This is a genomic window from Actinoplanes sp. URMC 104, assembly GCF_051386375.1.
Classification (GTDB): Bacteria; Actinomycetota; Actinomycetes; order Mycobacteriales; family Micromonosporaceae; genus Actinoplanes.
This window is the reverse complement of sequence record NZ_JBPQTO010000007.1, coordinates 225,874-248,433: the sequence shown is the minus strand read 5'-3', so window position 1 is coordinate 248,433 and position 22,560 is coordinate 225,874. Positions and strand designations below refer to the sequence as shown.

Below are 22,560 nucleotides of genomic sequence, written 5' to 3'. Positions count from 1 at the left end.
TCCTCAACCCGTACGCCCTGTGACGCTATCGCGCCGGTCCAACGATCACGGTCAACGTCCGGGAACGGGTGCCGAACTGAGATCGCCCGTGCGATGGATCGTCTGCCACCTCAACCGCCGGCCGGTGACCGCGGCCAGCGCCGAATGCAGCAGCACAAGGTACATCACCTGGCGGTAGACGACCTGCTGCAGGGGCAGCGTCCAGAGCGGGCGCAGCGGCTCGCGGTCGAGCCGGAACGCCAGCACCGCGGTGAGCACCTGCACCACCAGCATCGCCAGCCACCCGACGATTGTGATCTGCCGATCGAGGAACAGCAGCCCGTACACCGCCATCAGGTCGATCAGCGGCGCCAGCAGCGGCAGCAGCACACTGAACAGCGCGATGAACAGCAGCCCGCGGCGGCCGAACCGGCCCGAGGCGCCGCGGTCGAGCACCGCCCCCCGGTGCTTCCACATCGACTGCATGGTGCCGTAGCTCCACCGGTACCGCTGCTTCCAGAGCTCCCGTACGGTCTCCGGCGCCTCGGTCCACGCGCGGGCCGTCTCCTCGTACACCACCCGCCACCCGGCCCGGTGGATCGCGATGGTCAGGTCGGTGTCCTCGGCGAGCGTGTCGGTGCTCAGCCCGCCCGACTCGGTCAGCGCCGCCCGGCGGAACGCGCCCAGCGCGCCCGGGATCGTCGGGATGCAGCCGAACGTGTCGTACAGCCGCCGGTCCAGGTTGAAGCCGATCACGTACTCGATGTGCTGCCACTTGCCGATCAGCCCGCGCCGGTTGCCGACCTTGACGTTGCCGGCCACCGCGCCCACCCGCGGGTCGGCGAACGGCTGGACGAGGCGGTGGATCGCGTCGGGCTCGACCACGGTGTCCGCGTCGACCATCACGACCAGGTCGTGGCGCGAGAGCGCGACCCCGGCGTCGAGCGCGTTGGCCTTGCCGCCGTTGGGGATGCGCACGACCCGCACGTTGCCCAGGCCCAGGGCCCGTACGGCGTCGGCCGTGCCGTCGGTGGAGCCGTCGTCGACGACCAGCACCTCGACGCGGGGATGGTCCGACAGCGCGAGCGAGCGCACCGCGGGCGCGATCGTCTTCTCCTCGTTGTAGGCGGGCACCACGACGGTGACCGGCGTGCCGACCGGCAGCCCCCACGACCAGTCCGGCCCGCGCCGGTGCCGCGAGTGCCGCCACGCGAAGGCGAACAGGATCAGCGTCCGGACGACGATCAGCCCGCCCGCGGTGATCAGCAGCACCCACAGCGCCGCGAGCACGGCGTCCGCCCCGCGCACGGTCCAGACCAGCGCCCGCCCCCGCCACACCACGTCGCCGGCGGCCGGCGGGTTGACCTGCCCGCCGATCGCCGCGCTCACCGTGCTGAACCGGTAGCCGCGCTGCTTGAGCCGCGGGATCAGGCGGTCGAGCGCGGCCACCGTCTGCGACCGGTCGCCGCCCGCGTCGTGCAGCAGCACGATCTGCCCGGCCGTGCCGCGCGGGGTGAGGTTGCGGACGATCGCGTCGGCGCCGGGACGCTTCCAGTCCTCGCTGTCCATCGTGTCGAGCACGGTCAGATAGCCCTCGGCGCCGACCGCCTGCACCGTCTGCCAGTCCTTGTCGGTGAGCGCGTCGGCGAACGAGGAGTACGGCGGGCGCATCAGCCGGGTCGCCCGGCCGGTGGCGTTGGCGATCGCGAGCTGGGTCTGCGAGTTCTCCATCTCGCGGCGCCACTCGGGCAGCTCCGCCAGGTCGGGGTGGGTGAACGTGTGGCCGCCCAGCTCGTGCCCCTCGCGGGCGACCCGCGCGGCGATGCCGGGGTGGCGGGCGACCTGCGAGCCGACCACGAAGAACGTGGCGGGCACGCCGTGCTCGGCGAGCACGTCGAGGATCCGCGGCGTCCACTGCGGATCCGGCCCGTCGTCGAAGGTCAGCGCGATCGTGCGGGCGGGCATCGCGTACGTCCGCAGGTCCCCGCCGCCGGTCAGGTCGATCACCGGCCCGCCCTCACGCACGGCCTTCGGGACCCGGCCGTCGGCGGCGGAGGCCGGGGTGGTGCCGTCCGGGCTGAAGCCGGCGTCGGTGTAGACCGAGACCAGCACGACGGTGGCGAGCAGCAGCAGGACGGTCAGCCCGATCGTGCCGGCCATCACCCGGCGCCGCCGGATCCGCCGGCGGCGCCGCACCGGGGGCAGCCGCGAGGTCGACTCGCCCGGATCGCCCGGTGGCGGCGTGGCGCGGTAGACCGTCACCGCGCGCTCGGGGACGGGCGGGCCGGTGGCCGCGCCGGCTCGCCGAGCTGGGTCACCCAGATGGTGATCAGCGCGAGGATCAGCAGGATCCCGATCGCGTACGCCGTGCGGCGCAGCCACCGCCGCCGGCCGCCCGTGGGGTCGACGAACACCGGCTGCGGCGCCGCGGCGTCCACGCGGATGACGTCGGTCCGGGCGTTCTCGGGCAGGGGCGCCTTGCCCACTGCGCGCCCCACCCGGGCACGCCCCTGCGGTGTGCGCCCCACGCGCGCCCGCCCGATGCTCGGTTCCTTCGGCACACCATCGACGCTAGAAGATGCATCCTGGATGCGCACTTCCACGTAAGGCTTGTCTCACCCTCCGCGGTCAGTCGATCACCAGGCTGCGGCCCGCCGCGACGATCGCCTCCACGGAGCTGCGCGGCTGCCATCCCAGCACGCGGCGGGCCTTCTCGCTGGACATGCGGCGGGCGTAGCCGAGGTCGGGCACGATCGCCCGCAGGGCCGGGTCGGCCCGGACGACCTCGTCGGGGATGGACTCGGTCGGCACCAGCCGCGCGGCGTCGCCGAGGTGCTCGCGCAGGACGGCGCCGATCTGCGCCAGCGACATCGCGGGGTCGCTCGAGACCAGGAAACGCTCGCCCGCGGCCCCGGCGGAGGTCAGCGCGGCGACGTGCGCGCTCGCCACGTCGCGCACGTCGACGATCGGGATCCACAGGTTCGCGAAGCCCGGCATCGCCCCGGTGAGCATCTGCTGGACGATGCGGTTGGCGCCGGAGGCCGCCCGGCCCCCGGCCGGCCCCATCACCGCGACCGGCAGGATCGTGGTCAGCTCCATCGGGCCACGCTCGAAGTCCCAGGCCGCCCGCTCGGCCAGGGTCTTGCTCCGGCCGTACGCGTCGACGCCCGGACCGTCGGGCACGGTCCAGTCGTCCTCGGTGAAGACGTGGTCGTCGTGCGGGTGCCCCCAGCCCACGGCGTGGAACGCCGAGGTGAGCACCACCCGCCGGACGCCGGCGTCGCGGGCGGCCCGCAGCACGCGGGTCGTGCCCTCGACGGCCGGGACGACGAGGTCGTCCTCGTTCTCGACGGGCCCCGGCCGTACGGGGGAGGCCACGTGCAGGACGTAGTCGCAGCCCGCGACGGCCTCGGCCCACCCCGCGTCGGAGGTGAGGTCGGCGGCCACGAAGGCGACCGGGCCGTCGTCCCGCGGGGAGCGCGCGGTCGCCCGCACCTGGTAGCCGTGGTCGAGGAGCTGACGGATGCAGTGCCCGGCGATGAACCCGGAGCCGCCGGTGACAAGAACAGTGGTCATGCCCCCAAGGTGCGCCCCGGACCGCGGCGCAGGCAGAGCCTCGGTCAGCCGGGGGTCCCGCAGGACCCCCGCACGGGCCCGGGGCGCCGCCTACGGTGGGATCATGTCCACCCTGCTGGGCGAGTTCCTGCGCGCCCGCCGCGAGCTCGTCACCCCCGAGGAGGCCGGCGTCCCGGTCGTCGGCGTCCGGCGGGTGCCCGGTCTGCGCCGCGAGGAGGTCGCGATGCTGGCCGGCATCAGCGCCGACTACTACCTGCGGCTGGAACGCGGCCGCGACCGCCACCCGTCGGTGCAGGTGCTCGAGGCGCTGGCCCGCGTGCTGCGGCTCGACGACGACGCCCGGGCCTATCTGCTGGGCCTCGCGGCCGACCGCCCCCGCCACCGCCCCCGCCGGCGGCGCGAGACCGTGCCGCCCAGCACCGCCCAGCTGGTCGCGGCGCTGCCGCTGCCCGCCTTCGTGGAGGGCCGCTGCCTGGACGTGCTCGCCGCCAACCCGCTCGCGGCCGCCCTGTCGCCGCGCCTGGTCGTGGGCGGCAACCGGCTGCGCGACGTGCTGCTCGACCCCGCCGAGCAGGCCCTGTTCCGCGACTGGGAGCGCGCGGCCGCGGGGCTGGTCGCGGGCTTCCGCGAGTCGGTGGGCACCGACACCGACGACCCCCGCTTCGTCGAGCTGGTCGGCGAGATGTCGCTGGCCAGCCCCCTGTTCCGGACGCTGTGGGCGCGCCACGACGTACGCCCCCGCGCCGGCGCCGCCATGCGGTTCGACCATCCGCAGGTGGGCGAGCTGACCCTCAACCGCGAGAAGCTGCTGGTCACCGGCACGGACGGGATCATGCTCGTCGTCTATCACCCCGAGCCCGGCACGGCGGACGCCGAGAAGCTGGCCCTGCTCGCCGCGATGGCGTCCTCAGGCCACGTGCCGGGCGGGGCGCAGCAGGGTCAGCGCGCGTAGCGCCTCGGCGCGCGAGATGGGCTGGTCGTCCTCGGCCTGCACGGCCAGCGCCATCTCGATCGCCTGCCGGATCCAGGTGGTCTTGGGCACCTCGGCGGCCCGGGCGGCGGCGGCCACGGCCTGATCGAGCTCGGTCGGCAGGCGCAGCGACCGCACCACCATGACCGCCGAGCCGGCCGGGGGCAGCGCGTCGAGCAGCGCCTGCTCGTCCTCGGGCGCGGGCGGAGCATCGAAGGAGAGCCCGTCCATGAACGCGGCGACCTCGTCGGCCGTGCGGGGCAGTTCCTCGTCGTGACTCATCGGGTCTCCTCCCACCGGCCGAACTCCTCGAGCTCCTTGCCGGTCATCTCGCGTGCGCCGATGATCTTCCAAGTGCGTCCGGCGGTGGGGAAGACCGCAACGACGAGCGGTCGGCCTTCCGCGGTCCGGCTCCATACGGTGAGGACTGCCACGCCCGTGTCGCTGACTGCCCGCCGGGGCCACCTCCGCGGTGCGTCCAGCGCCTGGCGCACCTCGGCCGGGTCGATGCCGAGCAGGGCGGCCAGGGCCCAGTCGTCCCATTCGTATGGCACCCTCCCAGCGTACTACGGGCGTGATACGCCGGACCCGCGCCGAGGCAGGCCGAGGGCGAGCACGGCGCCGGCGGCGACGATCAGGGCGCCGACGACCACCGCGGGGCGCAGGCCGTCGACGAACGACTGCAGGGTGGTGTAGCCGCCGTACGAGCTGAAGATCGAGGCGAGCGCGGCCACGCCCGCCGCGACGCCGGCCTCGCGGACGGTGGTGGTGACGCCGGAGGCCACGCCGCGGTCGTTCTCCGCGACGCTGGCCAGCGCGACCGTGCTGATCGGGGCGAACGTGAGGCCCATGCCGACGCCGGCCAGCGCGAAGGCGACCACCAGGCTGCCGTACGTCACGTCGGTGCCGGTGGCCAGGCCGATCCACAGGAGGCCCGCGGCGAGGAACAGCTGGCCGGTGAAGATCAGGGCGCGCTGGCCCACGCGGTCGCCGAACAGCCCGGCCAGCGGCGCGACGATCATGGGGGCGGCCGTCCAGGGGAGCGTGCGCACACCGGCCTCGAGCGGGCTGAGGCCCTGCACCACCTGGAAGAACTGGGCCAGCAGGAACACCGCGCCGAACGCGCCGGCGGAGAAGGTCAGCGTCACGGCGCTGACCAGGCTGAAGGCGGGGGAGCGGAACAGCCGCAGCGGCAGCATCGGCGAGGGGTTGCGGGCCTGCCACGCCAGGAACGCGATCAGCAGCACGCCGCCGCCGATCAGCATCGCGAGGATGCGGCCGGAGGTCCAGCCGCGGTCGGGGCCGTCCACGACGCCCCAGATGACCAGCAGCATGCCGGCGGCCGACAGCAGCAGGCCGAGCGGGTCGAGCCGGCGGGCGCCGCCGCGGCTCTCGCCGAGCACGGTGAGCGCGAGGACGATCGCGACGACGCCGATCGGCACGTTCAGCCAGAAGATCCAGTGCCACTCGAGGCCCTCGACGACCGCGCCGCCCACGACCGGGCCGACCGCGACGCCGAGACCGTTGATCCCGCCCCAGATCCCGACCGCGGCCGTGCGCATCCGGTCCGGCACCGCCGCGGCGAGCAGCGTCAGCGCGAGCGGGGCGACCGCGGCCCCGCCCAGGCCCTGCACCGCGCGGGCGGCGGTGAGCTGCCACGGCTCGGCGGCGAGGGCCGCGGCCGCCGACGCGAGCGTGAAGACCACCAGGCCGGCCACGAACATGCGGCGTCGGCCGATGCGGTCGCCGATCGCGGCCGCGGTGAGCAGGAAGGCGGCGAACGGCAACGTGTACGCGTTGACGAACCACTGCAGGTCGGTCAGCGACGCGCCGAGGTCCGTCCGGATCACCGGCAGCGCCGTGCTCACCACGAGGTTGTCGAGCGTGACCATGAACGTCGGGATGCCGACCGCGGCCAGCACCGCGGCGAAGGGCCGGGCGGCGCGCCGCGGCGGCGTCGAAGGCGCCTCGAGGACGGTGGACATGGTTCCCCCCAGAAGTTGTTATCCACTGATAACTACGAGAGGCCACGCTAGTTATCGACTGATAACCTGTCAACCGTGACCCGGACCCGCCTCACCGCCCCCGAACGCCAGCAGCAGCTGATCGCCGCCGCCGTCACCGCGTTCAGCGCCAACGGCTACGCGGGCACGACGACCGACCAGGTCGCGCGGCTCGCGGGCGTCTCCCAGCCGTACGTGATCCGGCTGTTCCGCACCAAGCAGGAGCTGTTCCTGGCCGCGGTGCAGCATGCCGGCGACCGCATCGAGGCGGTGTGGCGCACGGCGGCCGAGCGCGAGCCCACCCTGGAGAGCCTCGGCGGCGCCTACAAGGAGCTGCTCCGGCAGCCCGAGCTGATGACGATGATGCTGCACGGTTTCGCGGCCTGCAGCGACCCGGCCGTCGGCGATCCGGTGCGGGCCTGCTTCGGCCGGCTCTACGACGTCGTGCGGGAGCTGACCGGCGCGAGCAACGAGCAGGCGCGCGACTTCTTCGCCGGCGGCATGCTGCTGACCTGCCTGGGGGCGATGCGGGTCGTCGGGCCCGGCGCCGTGCCGCCGCAGCCGTGGGCGGCCGACCTGCTGGGCACCTTCGACGACCTCTGACTACTCCATGTTGTGCCGGGTGAACACCGGCTCCCGCCAGCCCAGCATCGCCTCGGTCATCCGTACCGCGTCGACCGTCGCCCGCACGTCGTGCACCCGCACGATCCGGGCGCCGCGCAGCACGCAGAAGACGACCGCCGCAAGCGTGCCGGCGAGCCGCTCGGACTGCGGCGCGTCGAGCGTCTCGCCGATGAAGTCCTTGTTGCTGACCGCGGCCAGCATCGGGTAGCCGATCGCGGCGATCTCGTCGAGCCGCCGGGTCAGCTCGAGCGTGTGGCGGGTGTTCTTGTTGAGGTCGTGGCCCGGGTCGATGATGATCTGGTCGGGCCGCACCCCGCGCTCGAGCGCCACCGCCACCCGCTCGCGCAGGAAGGCGGCGACCTCTGCGGTCACGTCGGCGTACTGCGGCCGCGGCCACAGCGTGCGCGGCGGCGCCAGGCTGTGGGTGATGACGAGCTGGGCGTCGGTGCCGGCGACCACGTCGGCCATCGCCGGGTCGCGCAGGCCCGAGGTGTCGTTGACGACCCCCGCGCCTGCCCTGATCACCTCGGCGGCGACCTCGGGACGGAAGGTGTCGACCGAGACGACCGTACGGGCCCGGGCCGCGTCGACGACCGGCAGCACCCGCCGCAGCTCCTCGGCGGCGCTCACCTCGGGGCCGGGCGCGAACGGCACGCCGCCCACGTCGATCCAGTCGGCGCCGGCGTCGGCCGCGGCCTCGACCGCCTCGAGCGCCCTGGCGAGTGCGAACGTGCTGCCGCGGTCATGAAAGGAATCGGGAGTCCGGTTCACGATCGCCATCACCGCGACGCGCCGGGAGAAATCGTGAGGGCGGCCCGCGATCGAGCGCGTGCGGCTGGGATCTGTCACGGTTCGGCAGGGTAACAGGCAGGTGGCAGCGGTTTTTCGAGCGGTGGCGGAAAAAGAAAGGCAGCTCGTTTACCCCGGAATCCGCAGATCATGCGAACCATTTTTTTCTTCTATTGCACCTCGAAAAGTAGGTATGGCGGAGACGCACTCCGGGTAGCAAGTCGGGCGAAGGCACAACGACGAATCCCCTTTGGAGGAATCCCCATGAGTGACGTGCCATCGGGCGTTCGCGGGCCGGACGACGCCTACCCCGTCGACGTGCCGACCACGGCGGACTATCCCACTCAGACATATCCCACCGGGGCGTACAGCGACCAGTCCACGACCGGGTCGAGCACCTCCGGCGCCAAGGAGAAGGCCAAGGAGGTCGCCTCCCAGACGGGTCAGGCCGCCGGCCAGGCCGCGTCCGACGTCAAGGACACCGCCAAGGAGCAGGCCGCACGCGTCGGCCAGGAGGCCAAGGCCCAGGTCGGCAACCTCGCCTCGGACGTCCGCAACCGCGTCAGCGACCAGGCCCGCAGCCAGAACGAGCGGCTGGTGAGCTCGATCCGGCAGACCGCCGACCAGCTCGACGAGATGCGCGGCGAGCGGGGCGACTCCCCGGCCGCCGCGGTGGTCTCGCGGGTGGCCGACGGCGGCCGCCAGTTCGCCGACTACCTCGACCGCAACGGCCCCGAGGGCGTGCTGCGCGAGGTGCAGGACTTCGCCCGTCGCCGTCCCGGCGCGTTCCTGGCCACGGCGCTCGCCGCCGGCTTCGTCGTGGGCCGCCTGGGCAAGAGCGTCGCGAAGGCCGACCCGAACGCGGGCGCCGCGAAGCCGAGCACCGACTCCTTCGTGTCGGACCAGGGCTACGGCGGCTACTCGTCGACCGAGACCACGGCCACCGTGACCACGCCTCCGGTGACCACCACCACGGCCGGCTACACCACCGGCTACGCGGGCGGCACGGACGAGTACGCGACCGGCCCGGGCTACGCCAGCACCACCGAGTACAGCTCCACCGGCACCGGCACCCCGGTCGTCCGCGAGGAGTACGTGGTCGAGAGCCCGGAGCGCCCGCGATGACCGCTCCGCACCCGCACAACCGCATCGACCCCGAAGAGGTCGCCGAGACCTCGGTCGGCGAGATGATCGGCAACATCAGCAACGACCTCTCCACGCTGTTCCGGCAGGAGGTCGAGCTCGCCAAGGCCGAGCTCAAGCAGGAGGCGTCCAAGGCCGGCAAGGCCGGCGGGATGCTGGGCGGCGCCGCGTTCGCGGCCTACCTGGCCGTCGTCCTGCTCAGCTTCGCCCTGGTCTTCGCCCTGGACGCGGTCATGCCCGCGGGCTGGGCGGCGCTCATCGTGGCGGTCCTCTGGGCCGTGATCGGTGGCGTTCTGTTCCTGAACGGCAAGAAGAAGCTCAAGACCGTCGACCCCATGCCGCGCCGCACCGTCGACACGCTCAAGGAGGACGCCCAATGGCTGAAGAACCCGACCGGCTGAGGCAGCAGATCGAGGACACCCGGGCGTCGCTCACCCGCGACGTCGACCTGCTCGCCGAGAAGACCAGTCCGACCAAGGTCGCGCAGCGACGTTGGACGTCGGTGAAGGAGAAGGTAATGGGCAGCAGCGAGAGCGCCCGCAGCACTGTCAGCGACACCGCCTCGACCGTGAGCGACAAGGCCTCGTCGGTGACCAGCACGGTCAGCGACAAGGCGTCGTCGGTCGGCAGCACGGTCAGCGACAAGGCGTCCCAGGTCGGCGACGTCGCGAGCGAGAAGGCGCACCAGGCGGCCGACGCCGTGCGCAGCGCCCCGGCCGCGGTCACGTCGCAGACGCAGGGCAACCCGCTCGCGGCCGGCATCATCGCCTTCGGCGTGGGCCTGCTCGCGTCGACGCTGATCCCGGTCACCGACGCCGAGCGGCGTGCGGGCCAGCAGCTCAAGGAGCACTCCGGCGACCTCACCGACAAGGTGAAGGACGTCGCCAACGAGCTCAAGGACGACCTCTCGGGCACCGCCCAGGAGGCCGTGGGCCAGGTCAAGCAGACCGCCCAGGAGGCGGTGCAGACCACCAAGGAGACCGCGCAGTCCAACGCGCAGGACGTCAAGGAGCAGGCCAAGTCGGCCGCCTCCTGACGCTCGCACCACCTTCCGAGCCGGTTCCCCCGCGGGGACCGGCTCGGACGCGTTTGCCCCGGTGCCGGCGGGGAAGCTGAACCGGTATGAAATTCGGATACAAGCTGGCCGCGGAGGCCTTCGGACCCAAGGACCTGATCCTGCAGGCGGTCCGCGCCGAGCAGGCCGGATTCGACTTCGTCGAGATCAGCGACCACTTCCACCCGTGGCTCGACGTGCAGGGCCACTCGCCGTTCGCGTGGAACGTGCTCAGCGCGATCGCCGCGCAGACCGACCGGATCGGGCTCGCCACCGGCGTGACCTGCCCGACGGTCCGCTACCACCCCGCGATCATCGCGCAGGCCGCGGCGACCCTGGCGATCATCTCGGACAACCGCTTCACGCTGGGCATCGGCGCGGGCGAGCGGCTCAACGAGCACGTCGTCGGCCAGGGCTTCCCGAGCGTGCAGGGGCGCCACGAGCGGCTCGTGGAGGCCCTCGACATCATCAACCTGCTCTGGCAGGGCGGCTACCAGTCGTACGAGGGCAAGCACCTGCAGCTGGAGGACGCGCAGGTGTTCGACCTGCCCGACCAGCTGCCGGTCATCGCCGTGGCGGCCGGCGGCAAGAAGGCCGCGGAACTCGCCGCCACCCACGGCACGGGGCTGTTCGCCACCGAGCCGCGCGCCGACCTGGTGGAGACGTTCAAGGCCGCCGGCGGCAGCGGGCCCAAGTACGCCGAGGCGTCGGTCGCGTGGGCGCCCACCGCCGAGGAGGCCGTGAAGGCCGCGCACGAGACCACCCGCTGGGCGGTGACCGGCTGGAAGGTGATGGCCGAGCTGCCCAACCCGGTCAACTTCGAGGCGGCGTCGGCCACCGTGCGGCCCGAGGACATCGCCGAGCAGTTCGCGGTCGGGCCGGACCCGGAGCCGTACGTGAAGATGGTCGGCGAGTACAAGGACGCGGGCTTCGACCACATCGTGCTGATGAACGCCGGCCCCGACCCGGACGGCTTCATCGACTTCTTCGCGAAGGAGCTCAAGGGCAAGCTGTAACCGCCCGGTCACCCGATCAGGGGGCTTGCGGCCGGTCGGACCGGGGTATAGGCGATCTTCGTGACGTTGACGCCTGACCTTCCGACGACCACGGTCGAGACCGACGAGGTGACCGTGGTCGTGGCGACCCGCAACCGGGCCGACCGGCTGCGGGAGACGTTCCCGCACCACCGGGCCCGCACGATCCTGGTCGACAACGGCTCCGACACGCCGCCGCCGGTCTTCCCGGGCGTCGAGACCATCGCGCTCGCGGAGAACCGCGGCGCCGCGGCCCGCAACGTGGGCGTAGAACGCGCGCGGACGCCGTTCGTCGCGTTCGCGGACGACGACTCGTACTGGACCCCCGGGTCACTGACCCGCGCCGCCGAGCTGATGCGCCGGCACCCGCGCGCCGCGCTGCTGGCCGCCCGCGTGCTGGTCGGCCCGGAACAGCGCGACGACCCGGTGAACGCGCTGATGGCCGCGTCGCCGCTGGGCACCCCGCCCGGTTCGGCGGGGCCGTCGATCCTGGGCTTCCTGGCCTGCTCGATCATCGTGCGGCGCGACGCATTCCTGGCCGCGGGTGGCTTCGAGCCGCGGCTGTTCGTCTACGGCGAGGAGTCGCTGCTGGCGATGGACCTGGCCGCGGCGGGGCACGAACTGTCGTACGTCCCGGAACTGGTCGTCCGGCACCTGCCGCTGCCGTCGGGGCGCGACAACGGGGCGCGGGCGCGGGTCGAGACGCGCAACCGGGTGCTGACCGCGATGCTGCGGCGGCCGGCTGCTGTGGTCGCTCGGACTGTGGTCGCGGCCGCTCGGGAGAACCGGGGTGGGGCGGTGGACGCGCTCCGGCAGGCGGGGTGGGCGTGGCGTCACCGCCGGGTGGTGCCGGCTGCGGTCGAGGCGGATCTGCGGGCGCTGGGCTGATCGGGCGGGGGCGCTCGCCGTCCCCTTGCGCCGGTCGCCGTGGTGATGCGTCGCGCAGGGCGGCGCTCGTTGTGCTGGAGCGGCGTGCGGCTTGCTGGGCAGAGCGGTGCTCGCGGTGCTGTGCGGTGCTCGCGGTGCTGTGCGGAGTTCACAGTGTTATGCGGGCGGTGCTCACATTGCTGTGCGGCGCTCGCGGTGCTGTGGGGTGCCCGCGTTGCCGTGCGGCGCTCCCGGTGCTGTGCGGTGCCCGCGGTGCTGTGCGGTGCGCGCAGTGCCGTGCGGCGCGCGCGGTGCTGTGCGGCGCTCGCCAAGTCATGCGAGCGGTGCTCACGTCGCCGTGCGGCGATCGCGGCGCTGTGCGGTGCTCTCAATGTTATGCGAGCGGTGCTCGCGTTGCCGTGCGGCGCTCGCGGTGCTGTGCGGTGCTGTGCGGTGCGGGCGGTGCTGTGCGGTGCGCGCGGTGCGGGCGGTGCTGTGCGGTGCGGGCGGTGCTGTGCGGTGCGGGTGAAGTGTGGACGGGTGGCGGCGCGGCTGTGGACGGCGCTGCGGCGGGGCGGGCGGCCTGTGGACGACCGCAGCCGTTGATCGGCGGAAAAGCGTAGGTTCGCCGTAGGGTCGGGGGCCCCCGGGAGGGAGGGCCCCCGGTTGGGAGACGATCACCAGCCGCCGGGTGGGGCCTCCAGGTGGACGGCCTTGGTGACGGTCATCTCGTCGAGCAGCTCGGGTCCGTAGCCGAAGCCCTGCCCGCTGCCGCGCCGCGGGTGGGCGGCGCCGCCGGGCGCGCCGCCGAAGACAGCGTTGACCTTCACGGTGCCGGCGGGCAGGCGGCGCCAGGCGCGCTGGGCGTTGCTCATCGACGGGGTCAGCACGGTCGCGGCCAGCCCGTACGGGGAGTCGGCCGCGCGCTCGAGGGCCTCGTCGAACGAGTCGACGGTGACCACGGGCGCGACCGGGCCGAACGTCTCCTCGCGCATCACGGGCATGTCGTCGCTGCAGTCGGCGAGCACGGTCGGCGGGTAGTACGCGCCCGGGCCGGCCGGAGCGGCCCCGCCGCGGACGGCCCGCGCGCCCGCCTTGACGGCCTGCTGCACCTGCTCGTCGACCGAGTCGCGCATCCGTCGGTCGACCATCGGGCCGATCTGCGGGGCCCAGTTGTCGGCCTCGGCCGCGAGCGCCTCGACGAACGCGTCGGCGACCTCGCGGTGCACGTAGATGCGCTCGACGGCGACGCAGATCTGGCCGGAGTTGACGAATGCGCCGAGCGCGGCCTGCGACGCCGCCCACGCGGGGTCGACGCCGGCGTCCACGATCAGCGGGTCGCTGCCGCCGTTCTCGAGCAGGGCCTTGGCGCCGGTGCGGGCGCAGGCGGCGGCGATCGAGCGGCCGGTGGCGGTCGAGCCGACCTGGGCGACCACGTCGACGGGGGAGGCTGCGAGCGCGGCGCCGACCTGGCCGTCGCCGTTGACGAGGTTGAGCACGCCGGCGGGCAGGTGCGGGGCCATCAGCTGCACGAGGCGCCAGCCGGTGGCGGGGGTGCGCTCGCTGGGCTTGTGCACGACCGTGTTGCCGGTGACCAGCGCCGCGCCGAGCAGGCCGCAGGACACTGCGACCGGGTCGTTCCAGGGGGTGATCACGGCGACCACGCCGCGCGGGCCGAAGGCCATCAGGTCGATGGCCTCGTCGTTGCCGGCCAGCGCCCGGCCGCGGTGGGTGGGGCCGAGCTCGGCGTACTGCCGCAGCGTGCCCACTCCGGCCATAATGGACTCGCGGGCGCCGTCGACCGGCTTGCCCATCTCGGCGTTCATGATGCGGGCCAGCTCGTCGGCGGCCTGCTCGACGGCGTTCGCGGCCGCGTGCACGGCGGCCGCGCGGGCGCCCGGCGCGGTGCTCTCCCAGCCGGGTGCGGCCTCGCGCGCGGCCTGCACGGCCCGCGCCACATCGTCCTCGGAGGAGATTCGGACCCGGGTGACCGGGGTGCCGTCGGCGGGGTTCACCACGGTCAGGTCGCGGCCGGAGGCGCCGGGGGTCCAGGCGCCCGCCACGTATTGCTCCACGTCATGCATGCCCGGCCTTTGCCCTGTTGCAAGGATTCCAAACTCGCCCTTACGGGGTCTTCCCGGGCGCTATCAGTGCAGGTGAGACACCCTACTGCGGGTTTTTTTGAAGAAGTCAATGATCTTGGGAGTAAGTCGGTGATCGTGGGGTAACCGGCGGCCCATGCGAGTCCTGGGAATCAACGCGATCTTCCATGATCCGGCCGCCGCGCTGATCGTCGACGGTCAGGTGGTCGCCGCTGCCGAGGAGGAGCGGTTCAGCCGGCGCAAGCACGGCAAGCGCCCGGTGCCGTTCGCCGCGTGGGAGCTGCCCGAGCTGGCCGCGGCCTGGTGTCTCGATGAGGCCGGGCTGCGCCCCGACGACCTCGACGCGGTCGCGTACTCGTTCGACCCCGGACTGACCCGCGACGCCGCGAGCCTGGGCCTCAGCGACCCGTGGGACCACGTACGCGTCGACTACGCGCGCCGCGCGCCGCAGTTCCTGGCCGCTGCGCTGCCCAGCCTCGACCCCGAGCAGGTCCGGTTCGTGCCGCACCACGTGGCGCACGCCGCCTCGGCCGGCCTGTCGGTGCCCGAGGACAGCGCGACGCTCGTGCTCGACGGGCGTGGCGAGGTCGCCAGCCACCTGGCGGGCGCGTTCCGCGGCGGCGAGCTCGAGATCTTCAAGAGCCAGGAGCTGCCCCACTCGCTCGGGCTGCTCTACGAGGACCTGACCCGGCACCTGGGCTTCCTGCACTCCAGCGACGAGTACAAGGTGATGGCGCTCGCCTCGTACGGCAGGCCGCGGTTCCTCGACCAGTTCCGCGAGCTGGTCCGCACGACCGATGACGGCGGCTTCACGATCGAGCGCATCGACTGGGCCGCGATGGCCAAGGCCCGCACCGCCGACGGCGAGATGACCGACGCGCACGCCGACCTGGCCTCCAGCGTGCAGGTGCGGCTCGAGGAGGTGCTCGTCGAGCTGGCGAAGTGGACGTACGAGCGCTCCGGCGGCCTCAAGACCCTGACGATGGCCGGCGGCACCGCGCTCAACTGCGTGGCGAACGCCCGCATCGCGGCCGAGACCCCGTTCGAGCGGGTCTGGGTGCAGCCCGCGGCCGGCGACTCCGGCACCGCGCTGGGCGCCGCGCTCGCGGTGCAGTCCAAGAACATCCCGTTCGGCACCGCCGCGCTGGGCCGCGGCTGGACCGACGAGGAGCTCGAGGCCGAGCTGCAGCGGGCCGCGCTGCCCTACACCCGCCCCGAGTCGATCGCCGCGGAGGCCGCCAGGGTGCTCGCGGACAACGGCATCGTCGCCTGGTACCAGGGCCGCAGCGAGTACGGCCCGCGCGCGCTGGGCCACCGGTCGCTGCTCGCGCACCCCGGCGACTCCGACACCCAGACCCGCATGAACAACGTGAAGGGCCGCGAGCAGTTCCGCCCGATCGCGCCGATGGTGCGGGCCGAGCGGTTCGACGACATCTTCACCGGCGTCTACCCCAGCCCGTACATGCTGTTCGTGCATCAGGTGAAGCCGGAGTGGAAGGACCGCATCCCGGCGGTCACCCACGTCGACGGCACCGCCCGCGTGCAGACCGTCCACACCGAGACCGAGCCGCTGGTGGCCGAGATGCTCGCCGAGTTCGAGCGGCGCACCGGCATCCCCGTGGTCGTCAACACCTCGCTGAACACGGCCGGCCGCCCGATGGTGGACACGCCGCGCGAGGCGATGGAGCTGTTCGGCTCGGCGCCCGTCGACCTGCTCGCGATAGGCCCGTTCGCCGTCCACCGCGCGAAGGCCTTCGGGGCGTGACGGCGACCGTCGTGATCCCCACGCTCGGCCGGCCCAGCCTGACGGTCCTCCTCGAGGCCCTGGCTCCCGGCCTGGCGAAGCACGACCTCGAGCTGCTGCTCGTCGACGACCGGCCGGGCAACCCGCCGCCGCTCGAGCTGCCGGCCGGCGTCGAGGCGAAGGTCCTCGCCGGACCGGCGGCCGGGCCGGCGGCCGCCCGCAACGTCGGCTGGCGCGCCGCCCGGCACGACTGGGTGGCGTTCCTCGACGACGACGTGGTGCCCGACGCCGACTGGGCCGACCGGCTCGCCGACGACCTGGCCGCGGCGGGCGACGAGGTGGGCGGCATCCAGGGCGAGCTGCGGGTGCCGCTGCCGGCCGACCGGCGGCCCACCGACTGGGAGCGTGTCACCGCCGGGCTCGCCGACGGCGCCTGGATCACCGCGGACATGGCGTACCGCCGCGCCGCGCTGGAGCAGTGCGGCGGCTTCGACGAGCGGCTGCCGCGGGCGTTCCGCGAGGACGCCGAGATCGCCTACCGCGTACGCCGGGACGGCTGGACGCTGGTGCGCGGACGTCGCCGGGTGACCCACCCCGTACGGCCGGAAAGCCCGTGGGTCAGCGTGCGCACCCAGCGCGGCAACGCCGACGACGCGCTGCTGCGCCGCCTGTACGGCCCCCGGTGGCGCGAGCTGCTCGAGATCCCGCCCGGCCGCCGCCCCCGGCACGTGGCCACGACCGTCGCCGGGCTCGCCGCGATCATGGCGCTCGCCGCGGGACGGCCCCGGTTGGCCGCGCTGGCCGCGACCGCCTGGGCGGCGGGCACCGCCGAGTTCGCCGCGGCGCGCATCGCCCCCGGCCCCCGCGACCCCCGTGAGGTGGCGACGATGCTGGTCACCAGCGCGGTCATCCCGCCGGTGGCCACCTATCACTGGCTGCGGGGCCGGCTGAAGTGGCGTGAGGCGTGAGCGAGCTGTTCGACGCTGTGCTGTTCGACCGGGACGGCACGCTGATCGTGGACGTGCCCTACAACGGCGACCCCGACCTGGTCGAGGCCGTGCCCGGCGCCCGCGAGGCGCTCGACCGGCTGCGCGCCGCGGGCCTGCGGATCGGCGTGGTCACCAACCAGTCCGGCCTGGCCCGCGGCCGCTTCACCGCCGAGCAGCTCGCCGCGGTCAACGCCCGGGTGTCCGAGCTGCTCGGCCCGTTCGACGACTGGCAGATCTGCCCGCACGACGACACCGCCGGCTGCCGCTGCCGCAAGCCCGCCCCCGGCATGGTGCAGGCCGCCGCCGTCGCGCTCGGCACGACCCCGGCCCGCTGCGTCATGGTCGGCGACATCGGCCGCGACGTGGAGGCCGCGCTGGCCGCCGGCGCCACCGGCATCCTCGTGCCCACCGGGGTCACGCTGCCCGGCGAGGTCGCCGCGGCGCCCGTCGTGGCCGGGACGATCACCGCCGCGGCCGAGCTGATCCTGGCCCGCGAGGCCCTGGTCACGCCCGCGCCCCGCCCGGCCCGGGCCGGCACCGTGCTGGTCGTGCGGTCGGACTCGGCCGGCGACGTGCTGGTCACCGGCCCCGCGATCCGCGCGGTGGCGGCCGGCGCGGAGCGCGTCGTACTGCTGTGCGGCCCGCGCGGTCGGCACGCCGCCGAGGTGCTGCCCGGCGTCGACGAGATCGTCGAGTGGCGGCTGCCGTGGATCGACGCGCAGCCCGGGCCGGTCGACCCGGACGACATGGCGGCGCTGACCGAGCGGCTGCGCGCGACCGGCGCGGACGAGGCGGTCGTGTTCACCTCGTTCCACCAGTCGGCGCTGCCGCTGGCCCTGCTCATGCGGCTGGCCGGGATCGGCCGGATCACCGCGATCAGCGAGGACTACCCCGGCTCGCTGCTGGACGTGCGGCACCGCGGCGTCCCCGCGGGGCTGCCCGAGCCCGAGCGGGCCCGCAGCGTCGCGGCCGCCGCCGGGTTCGCTCTGCCGCCCGGCGACGACGGCCGGATGCGGGTCACCGGCGCGGCCCGCCGCGGCCCGGGGGAGTACGTCGTGGTCCACCCCGGCGCCAGCTGCGAGGCGCGCTCCTGCCCGCCCGAGACCCTGCGCGGCATCGTCGCCGCGCTGGCCGGGGCCGGCCACCGGGTGCTCGTCACCGGCGGGCCGCAGGAGCGCCACCTGGCCGCCTACGTCGCCGGGACCGCCGGCGAGGAGGTCGGCCGCACCACGATGCCCGAGCTCGCCGAGCTGCTGGCCGGCGCGTCCTGCCTGGTGGTCGCGAACACCGGCCCGGCGCACCTGGCCGCCGCCGTCGGCACCCCGGTCGTCAGCCTGTACGCCCCCACCGTCCCGTTCGGCCAGTGGGGCCCCTACCGCGTGCCCACCGTGCGGCTCGGCGACGCCGCCGCACCCTGCCGGAACACCCGGGCCACCACGTGCCCGGTCGCCGGACACCCCTGTCTGTCCACCATCGAACCGGCGGAGGTGGTCGCGGCCGTCGCCCGTCTCGCCGCCCCCGCCGAGATTGCCGAGGCCGCCGCGTGAAGATCCTTCTCTGGCACGTGCACGGCTCCTGGACCACCTCGTTCGTCCAGGGGAAGCACCACTACGTCATCCCGGTCAACGAGGCCCGCGACGCGTGGGGACGCGGCCGGGCGCAGACCTTCGACTGGCCCGACTCGGTCGAGGAGCTGCCGCTGGAGCAGATCCGCGACGTCGACGTGGCGATCGTGCAGCGCCCCGAGGAGCTCGAGCTGGTGCCCAAGGGCGTGCCGGTGATCTACGTCGAGCACAACACCCCCAAGGGCGACGTGCCGAACAGCCGGCACCCGATGGCCGACCGGGACGACCTGGTCATCGCCCACGTCACCGACTTCAACGAGCTGTTCTGGGACAACGGCGGCACCCGCACCACGGTCATCGAGCACGGCATCGTGGAGCCGAAGGCGCGCTGGACCGGCGAGCTGCCGCACCTCGCGGTGGTCACCAACGAGCCCGTACGCCGGCAGCGGGTCACCGGCACCGACCTGTTCGGCCGGTTCACGTCGGTGGCGCCGCTGGACGTCTTCGGCATGGGCGTCGAGGGGCTGCGCAGCGAGCGGATCACCCCGTACGACGACCCGCCGCAGCACCGGATGCACACGCTGGTCGCCCAGCGCCGCGTCTATCTGCACCTGACCCGGTGGACGTCGCTGGGGCTGAGCCTGATCGAGGCCATGCAGATGGGCATGCCGGTGATCGGCCTGGCCACCACCGAGGCGGTCGTCGCCGTGCCCCCGGACGCCGGAGTGCTCGACACCCGGGTCGCCACGCTCGTCGAGGCCGCGCACTGGCTGTTGGAGGACGACGCCGCGGCCCGCAGCCTGGGCGCCCGCGCCCGCCAGGTCGCCCTCGCCCGCTACGGGCTGGACCGGTTCCTCGCGGACTGGGACCGCCTGCTCGAGGAGGAAACATGCGCATAGCGATGATCTCGGAACACGCCAGCCCGCTGGCCGCGCTCGGCGGCATCGACGCGGGCGGGCAGAACGCGCACGTGGCCGAGCTGGCCGGGGCGCTCGCCGCGGCCGGGCACGAGGTGCGCGTCTACACCCGCCGGGACAGCCCCGACCTGCCCACGGTCATGCCGATGGGCGAGCGGATCGACGTCGTGCACGTGCCGGCCGGCCCGGCGCAGGTGCTGCCCAAGGACGAGCTGCTGCCGTTCATGGGCGCGTTCGCCGAGTGGATGGCCGCCGACTGGCGTACCGAGTGGAGCCCGGACGTGGCGCACGCCCACTTCTGGATGAGCGGGCTCGCCGCGGTCACCGCCGGGCGGCAGTGCGACGTGCCGGTGGTGCAGACGTACCACGCGCTCGGCTCGGTCAAGCGCCGCCACCAGGGCGCCGCGGACACCAGCCCGCCGCGCCGCATCGCCTACGAGCGCGAGCTCGGCCGGGCCGTCGACTGCGTGATCGTGCAGTGCCAGGACGAGATCCGCGAGCTGCTGCGCCTGGGCGTGCCGCGCTCGCAGATGACGCTGGTGCCCAGCGGCGTCAACACCGAACGGTTCAGCCCGGACGGCCCGTCCGTGCCGCGCGACCGCAGCCTCGTGCGCATCCTGACCGTCGCCCGGCTCGTCGAGCGCAAGGGCGTCGAGGACCTGGTGCGCGCGCTGCCCGCGGTGCCGGGCGCCGAGCTCGTCGTCGTGGGCGGGCCGCCGCGGGCCGAGCTGGCCGACGACCCGTACGCCCGCAAGCTGCTGCGCCTCGCCGAGACGAGCGGGGTGGCCGGCCGCGTGGTGCTCGCCGGCGCCGTGCCCTCGCACGAGATGCCCCGCTGGTACCGCTCCGCCGACATCCTCGCCGCCACCCCCTGGTACGAGCCGTTCGGCCTCACCGCGCTCGAGGCGATGGCCTGCGGCGTCCCGGTCGTGGCGACCGCGGTCGGCGGGCTCGCCGACACCGTGGTCGACGGCGTCACCGGCGACCTCGTGCCCGCCCGTGACCCGGCCCGCCTCGGCGTCGCGCTGCGCAGGCTCGCCGTCAGCGAGGTGCGCCGCCTGTCCTACGCGGCCGCGGCCGTCGACCGCACCGTGCACTCCTACGCCTGGCCCCGCATCGCGGACCGGCTCGCCGAGGTCTACGCGAGCGTCGCCGGAGTCGCCACCGAAACCACCCGGGAGGCAGTCGCCTGATGGACCTCGATCTCACCCCCACCGACAAGCACCTGACCGCGCTCGCCGCCGCGATCGTCCCGTTCCGGGCGATGTCCGGCAAGCTCGCCCGCTGGGGCGCCGACCTGGCCTGGCACCTCGGCCAGGGCGGGCGCCTGCTGGTCGCCGGCAACGGCGGCAGCGCGGCCGAGGCGCAGCACCTGGCCGCCGAGCTGGTCGGCCGGCTGCGCGACGAGCGGCGGCCGCTGTCGGCGATCGCGCTCACCCCGGACTCCTCGGCGGTCACCGCGATCGGCAACGACTACGGCTTCGACGAGGTCTTCGCCCGGCAGGTGCGCGCCCACGGCCGCCCCGGCGACGTGCTGCTCACGCTCTCGACCAGCGGGCGCAGCCCCAACCTGCTGACCGCCGTGCGCGCCGCCAAGGAGTGCGGGCTGCGCACCTGGGCGATGATCGGCGAGGCGGGCCCGCTCGCCGACGCCTCCGACGACGCGCTGTGCTGCCCGTCGCCGGAGAGCCAGGTCGTGCAGGAGCTGCACCTGGTCGCGGTGCACCTGATGTGCGAGTACCTGGACCGGGAGCTGCCCGCGGTGCTCGGAGGGCGCCAGGACGCCCCTTTCGCGGACTTCAAGGTGGAGGTCGGCGTATGAGCCTGGTCATCGTGGGCGACACCCTGCTCGACCGCGACGTCGAGGGCAGCGTGCGCCGGGTCGCGCCCGACGCCCCCGCGCCGGTGCTCGACGAGGAGCACGTCTCGGAGCGCCCCGGCGGCGCCGGCCTGGCCGCGCTGCTGGCCGCTCAGTCCGGTGAGGACGTCGCGCTGGTCACGGCGCTGGCCGACGACGCGGGCGGTGCCCGGCTCAGCGAGCTGCTCACCGAGGCCGGCGTCCAGGTGTACGCGCTGCCGCTGCCCGGCGCCACGCCCGAGAAGGTGCGGATGCGCGCCGACGGCCACGTGCTGCTGCGCCTGGACCGCGGCGGCGAGCCGCAGGCTCCCGGCCCCGCGCCCGAGGCCGTGCTGGAGCTGCTGCGCGACGCCAAGGCCATCCTGGTCAGCGACTACGGGCGTGGCGTCGCCCGGCACGCCGAGGTGCGCCGCGCGCTGGGCGAGACCAAGGCCCCGATCGTCTGGGACCCGCACCCCAACGGCCCCCAGCCGGTGCCCAACGCGCGGTTGGTCACCCCGAACCTGTCCGAGGTGCGCAAGCTCTCCGGCGACGCGGGCGGCGGCTCCACCCTTGCCGCCGCCCAGCGCGGCGGGCAGGCGCTGCGCCAGCACTGGCGGGCCGGCGCGGTCGTCGTCACCTGCGGCGGCGACGGCGCGGTGCTCTGCCACTCGGGGTCGACGCCGCTGGTCGTCCCGGCCCCGACGGTGGCCGACGGCGACACGTGCGGCGCGGGGGACCGGTTCGCGGCCACGGCCGCGTTGGCGCTCGCCTCGGGCGCGCTGGTCTCCGAGGCCGTGCAGCAGGCGGTCGAGGCGGCCTCCGCGTACGTCGCCGGCGGCGGCGTCACCGCGGCGCTGGCTCCCCGGCCGGAGGTCGAGGAGCAGCCGGCGCCCGAGCGGATCGGCGCCGAGCAGGCCGGCCGGCTCGCCGCCGAGATCCGCTCGCGCGGCGGCACGGTGGTCGCCACCGGCGGCTGCTTCGACCTGCTGCACGTCGGCCACCTCGCCACCCTGCGCGCCGCCCGCAAGCTCGGCGACTGCCTGATCGTCTGCCTCAACAGCGACGACTCGGTGCGCGGGCTCAAGGGCCCGGACCGGCCGCTCAACCCGCAGAACGACCGCGCCCGGCTGCTCGCCGCCCTCGACTGCGTCGACGCCGTCGTCGTGTTCGAGGAGTCCACGCCCGAGGCCGTGCTGAGCTGGCTGCGCCCGGACGTCTGGGTCAAGGGCGGCGACTACGACTCCGTCCCGGAGGCCGAGCTCGTCAAGCGCTGGGGCGGCCAGACCGTCTTCGTGCCCTATCTCGACGGCCGCTCCACCACCAGCACCATCGCCGCGGCCCAGGCCGCATCCACCCGGAGGTAA

General features: G+C 74.3%; 22 protein-coding genes. 14 read left to right on the top strand and 8 right to left on the bottom strand.

Going from position 1 to position 22,560, the window contains the following annotated elements; all coding sequences use genetic code 11:
- Window positions 1-51 precede the first annotated feature (51 nt).
- The 3 genes from ACSNN8_RS22815 to ACSNN8_RS22805 all read right to left on the bottom strand — a co-directional run bounded on the left by ACSNN8_RS22815 (window position 52) and on the right by ACSNN8_RS22805 (window position 3,555).
- On the bottom strand, window positions 52-2,241 hold the full coding sequence (locus ACSNN8_RS22815) for a bifunctional polysaccharide deacetylase/glycosyltransferase family 2 protein (protein WP_436651311.1): 2,190 nt from the start codon (window positions 2,239-2,241) through the stop codon (window positions 52-54).
- Window positions 2,238-2,540, bottom strand: a complete 303-nt coding sequence (locus ACSNN8_RS22810) for a hypothetical protein (protein ID WP_436651310.1) — start codon at window positions 2,538-2,540, stop codon at window positions 2,238-2,240. Before ACSNN8_RS22810 ends, ACSNN8_RS22815 begins: the two co-directional genes overlap by 4 nt.
- Window positions 2,541-2,607: 67 nt before the next feature.
- On the bottom strand, window positions 2,608-3,555 hold the full coding sequence (locus tag ACSNN8_RS22805) for an SDR family oxidoreductase (RefSeq protein WP_436651309.1): 948 nt from the start codon (window positions 3,553-3,555) through the stop codon (window positions 2,608-2,610).
- Between the two features lie 103 nt (window positions 3,556-3,658).
- Here ACSNN8_RS22805 and ACSNN8_RS22800 point away from each other — a divergent pair, with 103 nt between their 5' ends.
- Window positions 3,659-4,507: a helix-turn-helix transcriptional regulator gene (locus ACSNN8_RS22800; protein WP_436651308.1), complete on the top strand. Its 849-nt coding sequence runs from the start codon at window positions 3,659-3,661 to the stop codon at window positions 4,505-4,507.
- Here ACSNN8_RS22800 and ACSNN8_RS22795 read toward each other — a convergent pair.
- Genes ACSNN8_RS22795 through ACSNN8_RS22785 form a run of 3 tightly spaced genes read right to left on the bottom strand, consistent with a single transcriptional unit; the run spans window position 4,463 to window position 6,510 of the window.
- On the bottom strand, window positions 4,463-4,807 hold the full coding sequence (locus ACSNN8_RS22795) for a hypothetical protein (RefSeq protein WP_436651307.1): 345 nt from the start codon (window positions 4,805-4,807) through the stop codon (window positions 4,463-4,465). The two genes, ACSNN8_RS22800 and ACSNN8_RS22795, sit on opposite strands and share 45 nt — an antisense overlap.
- A complete protein-coding gene (locus ACSNN8_RS22790) occupies window positions 4,804-5,079 on the bottom strand; it encodes a hypothetical protein (RefSeq protein WP_436651306.1) in 276 nt (91 codons plus the stop codon). Before ACSNN8_RS22790 ends, ACSNN8_RS22795 begins: the two co-directional genes overlap by 4 nt.
- A 12-nt stretch (window positions 5,080-5,091) precedes the next feature.
- Entirely contained in the window at window positions 5,092-6,510 is a 1,419-nt protein-coding gene (locus tag ACSNN8_RS22785) for a DHA2 family efflux MFS transporter permease subunit (RefSeq protein WP_436651305.1), read from the bottom strand.
- A gap of 75 nt (window positions 6,511-6,585) precedes the next feature.
- Here ACSNN8_RS22785 and ACSNN8_RS22780 point away from each other — a divergent pair, with 75 nt between their 5' ends.
- Window positions 6,586-7,131 carry a TetR/AcrR family transcriptional regulator gene (locus ACSNN8_RS22780; RefSeq protein ID WP_436651304.1) on the top strand — a complete coding sequence of 182 codons (546 nt, stop codon included), beginning with the start codon at window positions 6,586-6,588 and terminating at the stop codon, window positions 7,129-7,131.
- On the opposite strand, the gene folP is transcribed toward ACSNN8_RS22780, so the two are convergent.
- Window positions 7,132-7,932 (bottom strand): dihydropteroate synthase, encoded by an 801-nt coding sequence (gene folP / locus ACSNN8_RS22775; RefSeq protein ID WP_436651971.1) that lies wholly within the window; start codon window positions 7,930-7,932, stop codon window positions 7,132-7,134.
- Window positions 7,933-8,205: 273 nt separating this feature from the next.
- On the opposite strand from folP, the gene ACSNN8_RS22770 reads away from it, so the two are divergent.
- The 5 genes from ACSNN8_RS22770 (at window position 8,206) to ACSNN8_RS22750 (ending at window position 12,060) form a co-directional block, all read left to right on the top strand.
- Window positions 8,206-9,066 (top strand): hypothetical protein, encoded by an 861-nt coding sequence (locus ACSNN8_RS22770; RefSeq protein ID WP_436651303.1) that lies wholly within the window; start codon window positions 8,206-8,208, stop codon window positions 9,064-9,066.
- A complete protein-coding gene (locus ACSNN8_RS22765; protein WP_436651302.1) occupies window positions 9,063-9,485 on the top strand; it encodes a phage holin family protein in 423 nt (140 codons plus the stop codon). The genes ACSNN8_RS22770 and ACSNN8_RS22765 overlap by 4 nt, the downstream gene beginning before the upstream one ends.
- The gene (locus ACSNN8_RS22760) at window positions 9,461-10,120 is read left to right on the top strand and encodes a DUF3618 domain-containing protein (protein WP_436651301.1); all 660 of its coding nucleotides are present in this window, start codon (window positions 9,461-9,463) and stop codon (window positions 10,118-10,120) included. Before ACSNN8_RS22765 ends, ACSNN8_RS22760 begins: the two co-directional genes overlap by 25 nt.
- 86 nt (window positions 10,121-10,206) lie before the next feature.
- Window positions 10,207-11,154, top strand: a complete 948-nt coding sequence (locus ACSNN8_RS22755; protein WP_436651300.1) for a TIGR03557 family F420-dependent LLM class oxidoreductase — start codon at window positions 10,207-10,209, stop codon at window positions 11,152-11,154.
- Between the two features lie 60 nt (window positions 11,155-11,214).
- On the top strand, window positions 11,215-12,060 hold the full coding sequence (locus tag ACSNN8_RS22750; protein WP_436651299.1) for a glycosyltransferase family 2 protein: 846 nt from the start codon (window positions 11,215-11,217) through the stop codon (window positions 12,058-12,060).
- Between the two features lie 656 nt (window positions 12,061-12,716).
- Here the strand turns inward: ACSNN8_RS22750 and ACSNN8_RS22745 are convergent.
- On the bottom strand, window positions 12,717-14,123 hold the full coding sequence (locus tag ACSNN8_RS22745) for an aldehyde dehydrogenase family protein (protein ID WP_436651298.1): 1,407 nt from the start codon (window positions 14,121-14,123) through the stop codon (window positions 12,717-12,719).
- A 154-nt stretch (window positions 14,124-14,277) separates the two neighbouring features.
- Here ACSNN8_RS22745 and ACSNN8_RS22740 point away from each other — a divergent pair, with 154 nt between their 5' ends.
- The 7 genes from ACSNN8_RS22740 to ACSNN8_RS22710 are packed head-to-tail and all read left to right on the top strand — an operon-like array spanning window position 14,278 to window position 22,560.
- On the top strand, window positions 14,278-15,906 hold the full coding sequence (locus ACSNN8_RS22740; protein WP_436651297.1) for a carbamoyltransferase family protein: 1,629 nt from the start codon (window positions 14,278-14,280) through the stop codon (window positions 15,904-15,906).
- The gene (locus tag ACSNN8_RS22735) at window positions 15,903-16,853 is read left to right on the top strand and encodes a glycosyltransferase family 2 protein (protein WP_436651296.1); all 951 of its coding nucleotides are present in this window, start codon (window positions 15,903-15,905) and stop codon (window positions 16,851-16,853) included. The genes ACSNN8_RS22740 and ACSNN8_RS22735 overlap by 4 nt, the downstream gene beginning before the upstream one ends.
- Window positions 16,850-18,421 carry an HAD-IIIA family hydrolase gene (locus ACSNN8_RS22730; RefSeq protein ID WP_436651295.1) on the top strand — a complete coding sequence of 524 codons (1,572 nt, stop codon included), beginning with the start codon at window positions 16,850-16,852 and terminating at the stop codon, window positions 18,419-18,421. Before ACSNN8_RS22735 ends, ACSNN8_RS22730 begins: the two co-directional genes overlap by 4 nt.
- The gene (locus ACSNN8_RS22725) at window positions 18,418-19,338 is read left to right on the top strand and encodes a glycosyltransferase (RefSeq protein WP_436651294.1); all 921 of its coding nucleotides are present in this window, start codon (window positions 18,418-18,420) and stop codon (window positions 19,336-19,338) included. The genes ACSNN8_RS22730 and ACSNN8_RS22725 overlap by 4 nt, the downstream gene beginning before the upstream one ends.
- On the top strand, window positions 19,329-20,549 hold the full coding sequence (locus ACSNN8_RS22720) for a glycosyltransferase (RefSeq protein ID WP_436651293.1): 1,221 nt from the start codon (window positions 19,329-19,331) through the stop codon (window positions 20,547-20,549). Before ACSNN8_RS22725 ends, ACSNN8_RS22720 begins: the two co-directional genes overlap by 10 nt.
- Window positions 20,549-21,178: a D-sedoheptulose-7-phosphate isomerase gene (locus tag ACSNN8_RS22715; RefSeq protein WP_436651291.1), complete on the top strand. Its 630-nt coding sequence runs from the start codon at window positions 20,549-20,551 to the stop codon at window positions 21,176-21,178. Before ACSNN8_RS22720 ends, ACSNN8_RS22715 begins: the two co-directional genes overlap by 1 nt.
- A complete protein-coding gene (locus ACSNN8_RS22710; RefSeq protein ID WP_436651290.1) occupies window positions 21,175-22,560 on the top strand; it encodes a PfkB family carbohydrate kinase in 1,386 nt (461 codons plus the stop codon). Before ACSNN8_RS22715 ends, ACSNN8_RS22710 begins: the two co-directional genes overlap by 4 nt.

Bases quoted from the DNA above. Each gene is read 5' to 3' on its own strand.
- ACSNN8_RS22800 (WP_436651308.1), top strand. From the start codon at position 3,659: ATGTCCACCCTGCTGGGCGAGTTCCTGCGCGCCCGCCGCGAGCTCGTC.
- ACSNN8_RS22805 (WP_436651309.1), bottom strand. From the start codon at position 3,555: ATGACCACTGTTCTTGTCACCGGCGGCTCCGGGTTCATCGCCGGGCAC.
- ACSNN8_RS22720 (WP_436651293.1), top strand. From the start codon at position 19,329: ATGCGCATAGCGATGATCTCGGAACACGCCAGCCCGCTGGCCGCGCTC.
- ACSNN8_RS22760 (WP_436651301.1), top strand. From the start codon at position 9,461: ATGGCTGAAGAACCCGACCGGCTGAGGCAGCAGATCGAGGACACCCGG.
- ACSNN8_RS22785 (WP_436651305.1), bottom strand. From the start codon at position 6,510: ATGTCCACCGTCCTCGAGGCGCCTTCGACGCCGCCGCGGCGCGCCGCC.
- ACSNN8_RS22795 (WP_436651307.1), bottom strand. From the start codon at position 4,807: ATGAGTCACGACGAGGAACTGCCCCGCACGGCCGACGAGGTCGCCGCG.
- ACSNN8_RS22710 (WP_436651290.1), top strand. From the start codon at position 21,175: ATGAGCCTGGTCATCGTGGGCGACACCCTGCTCGACCGCGACGTCGAG.
- ACSNN8_RS22745 (WP_436651298.1), bottom strand. From the start codon at position 14,123: ATGCATGACGTGGAGCAATACGTGGCGGGCGCCTGGACCCCCGGCGCC.
- ACSNN8_RS22765 (WP_436651302.1), top strand. From the start codon at position 9,063: ATGACCGCTCCGCACCCGCACAACCGCATCGACCCCGAAGAGGTCGCC.
- ACSNN8_RS22715 (WP_436651291.1), top strand. From the start codon at position 20,549: ATGGACCTCGATCTCACCCCCACCGACAAGCACCTGACCGCGCTCGCC.
- ACSNN8_RS22740 (WP_436651297.1), top strand. From the start codon at position 14,278: ATGCGAGTCCTGGGAATCAACGCGATCTTCCATGATCCGGCCGCCGCG.
- ACSNN8_RS22755 (WP_436651300.1), top strand. From the start codon at position 10,207: ATGAAATTCGGATACAAGCTGGCCGCGGAGGCCTTCGGACCCAAGGAC.
- ACSNN8_RS22770 (WP_436651303.1), top strand. From the start codon at position 8,206: ATGAGTGACGTGCCATCGGGCGTTCGCGGGCCGGACGACGCCTACCCC.
- folP (WP_436651971.1), bottom strand. From the start codon at position 7,932: ATGGCGATCGTGAACCGGACTCCCGATTCCTTTCATGACCGCGGCAGC.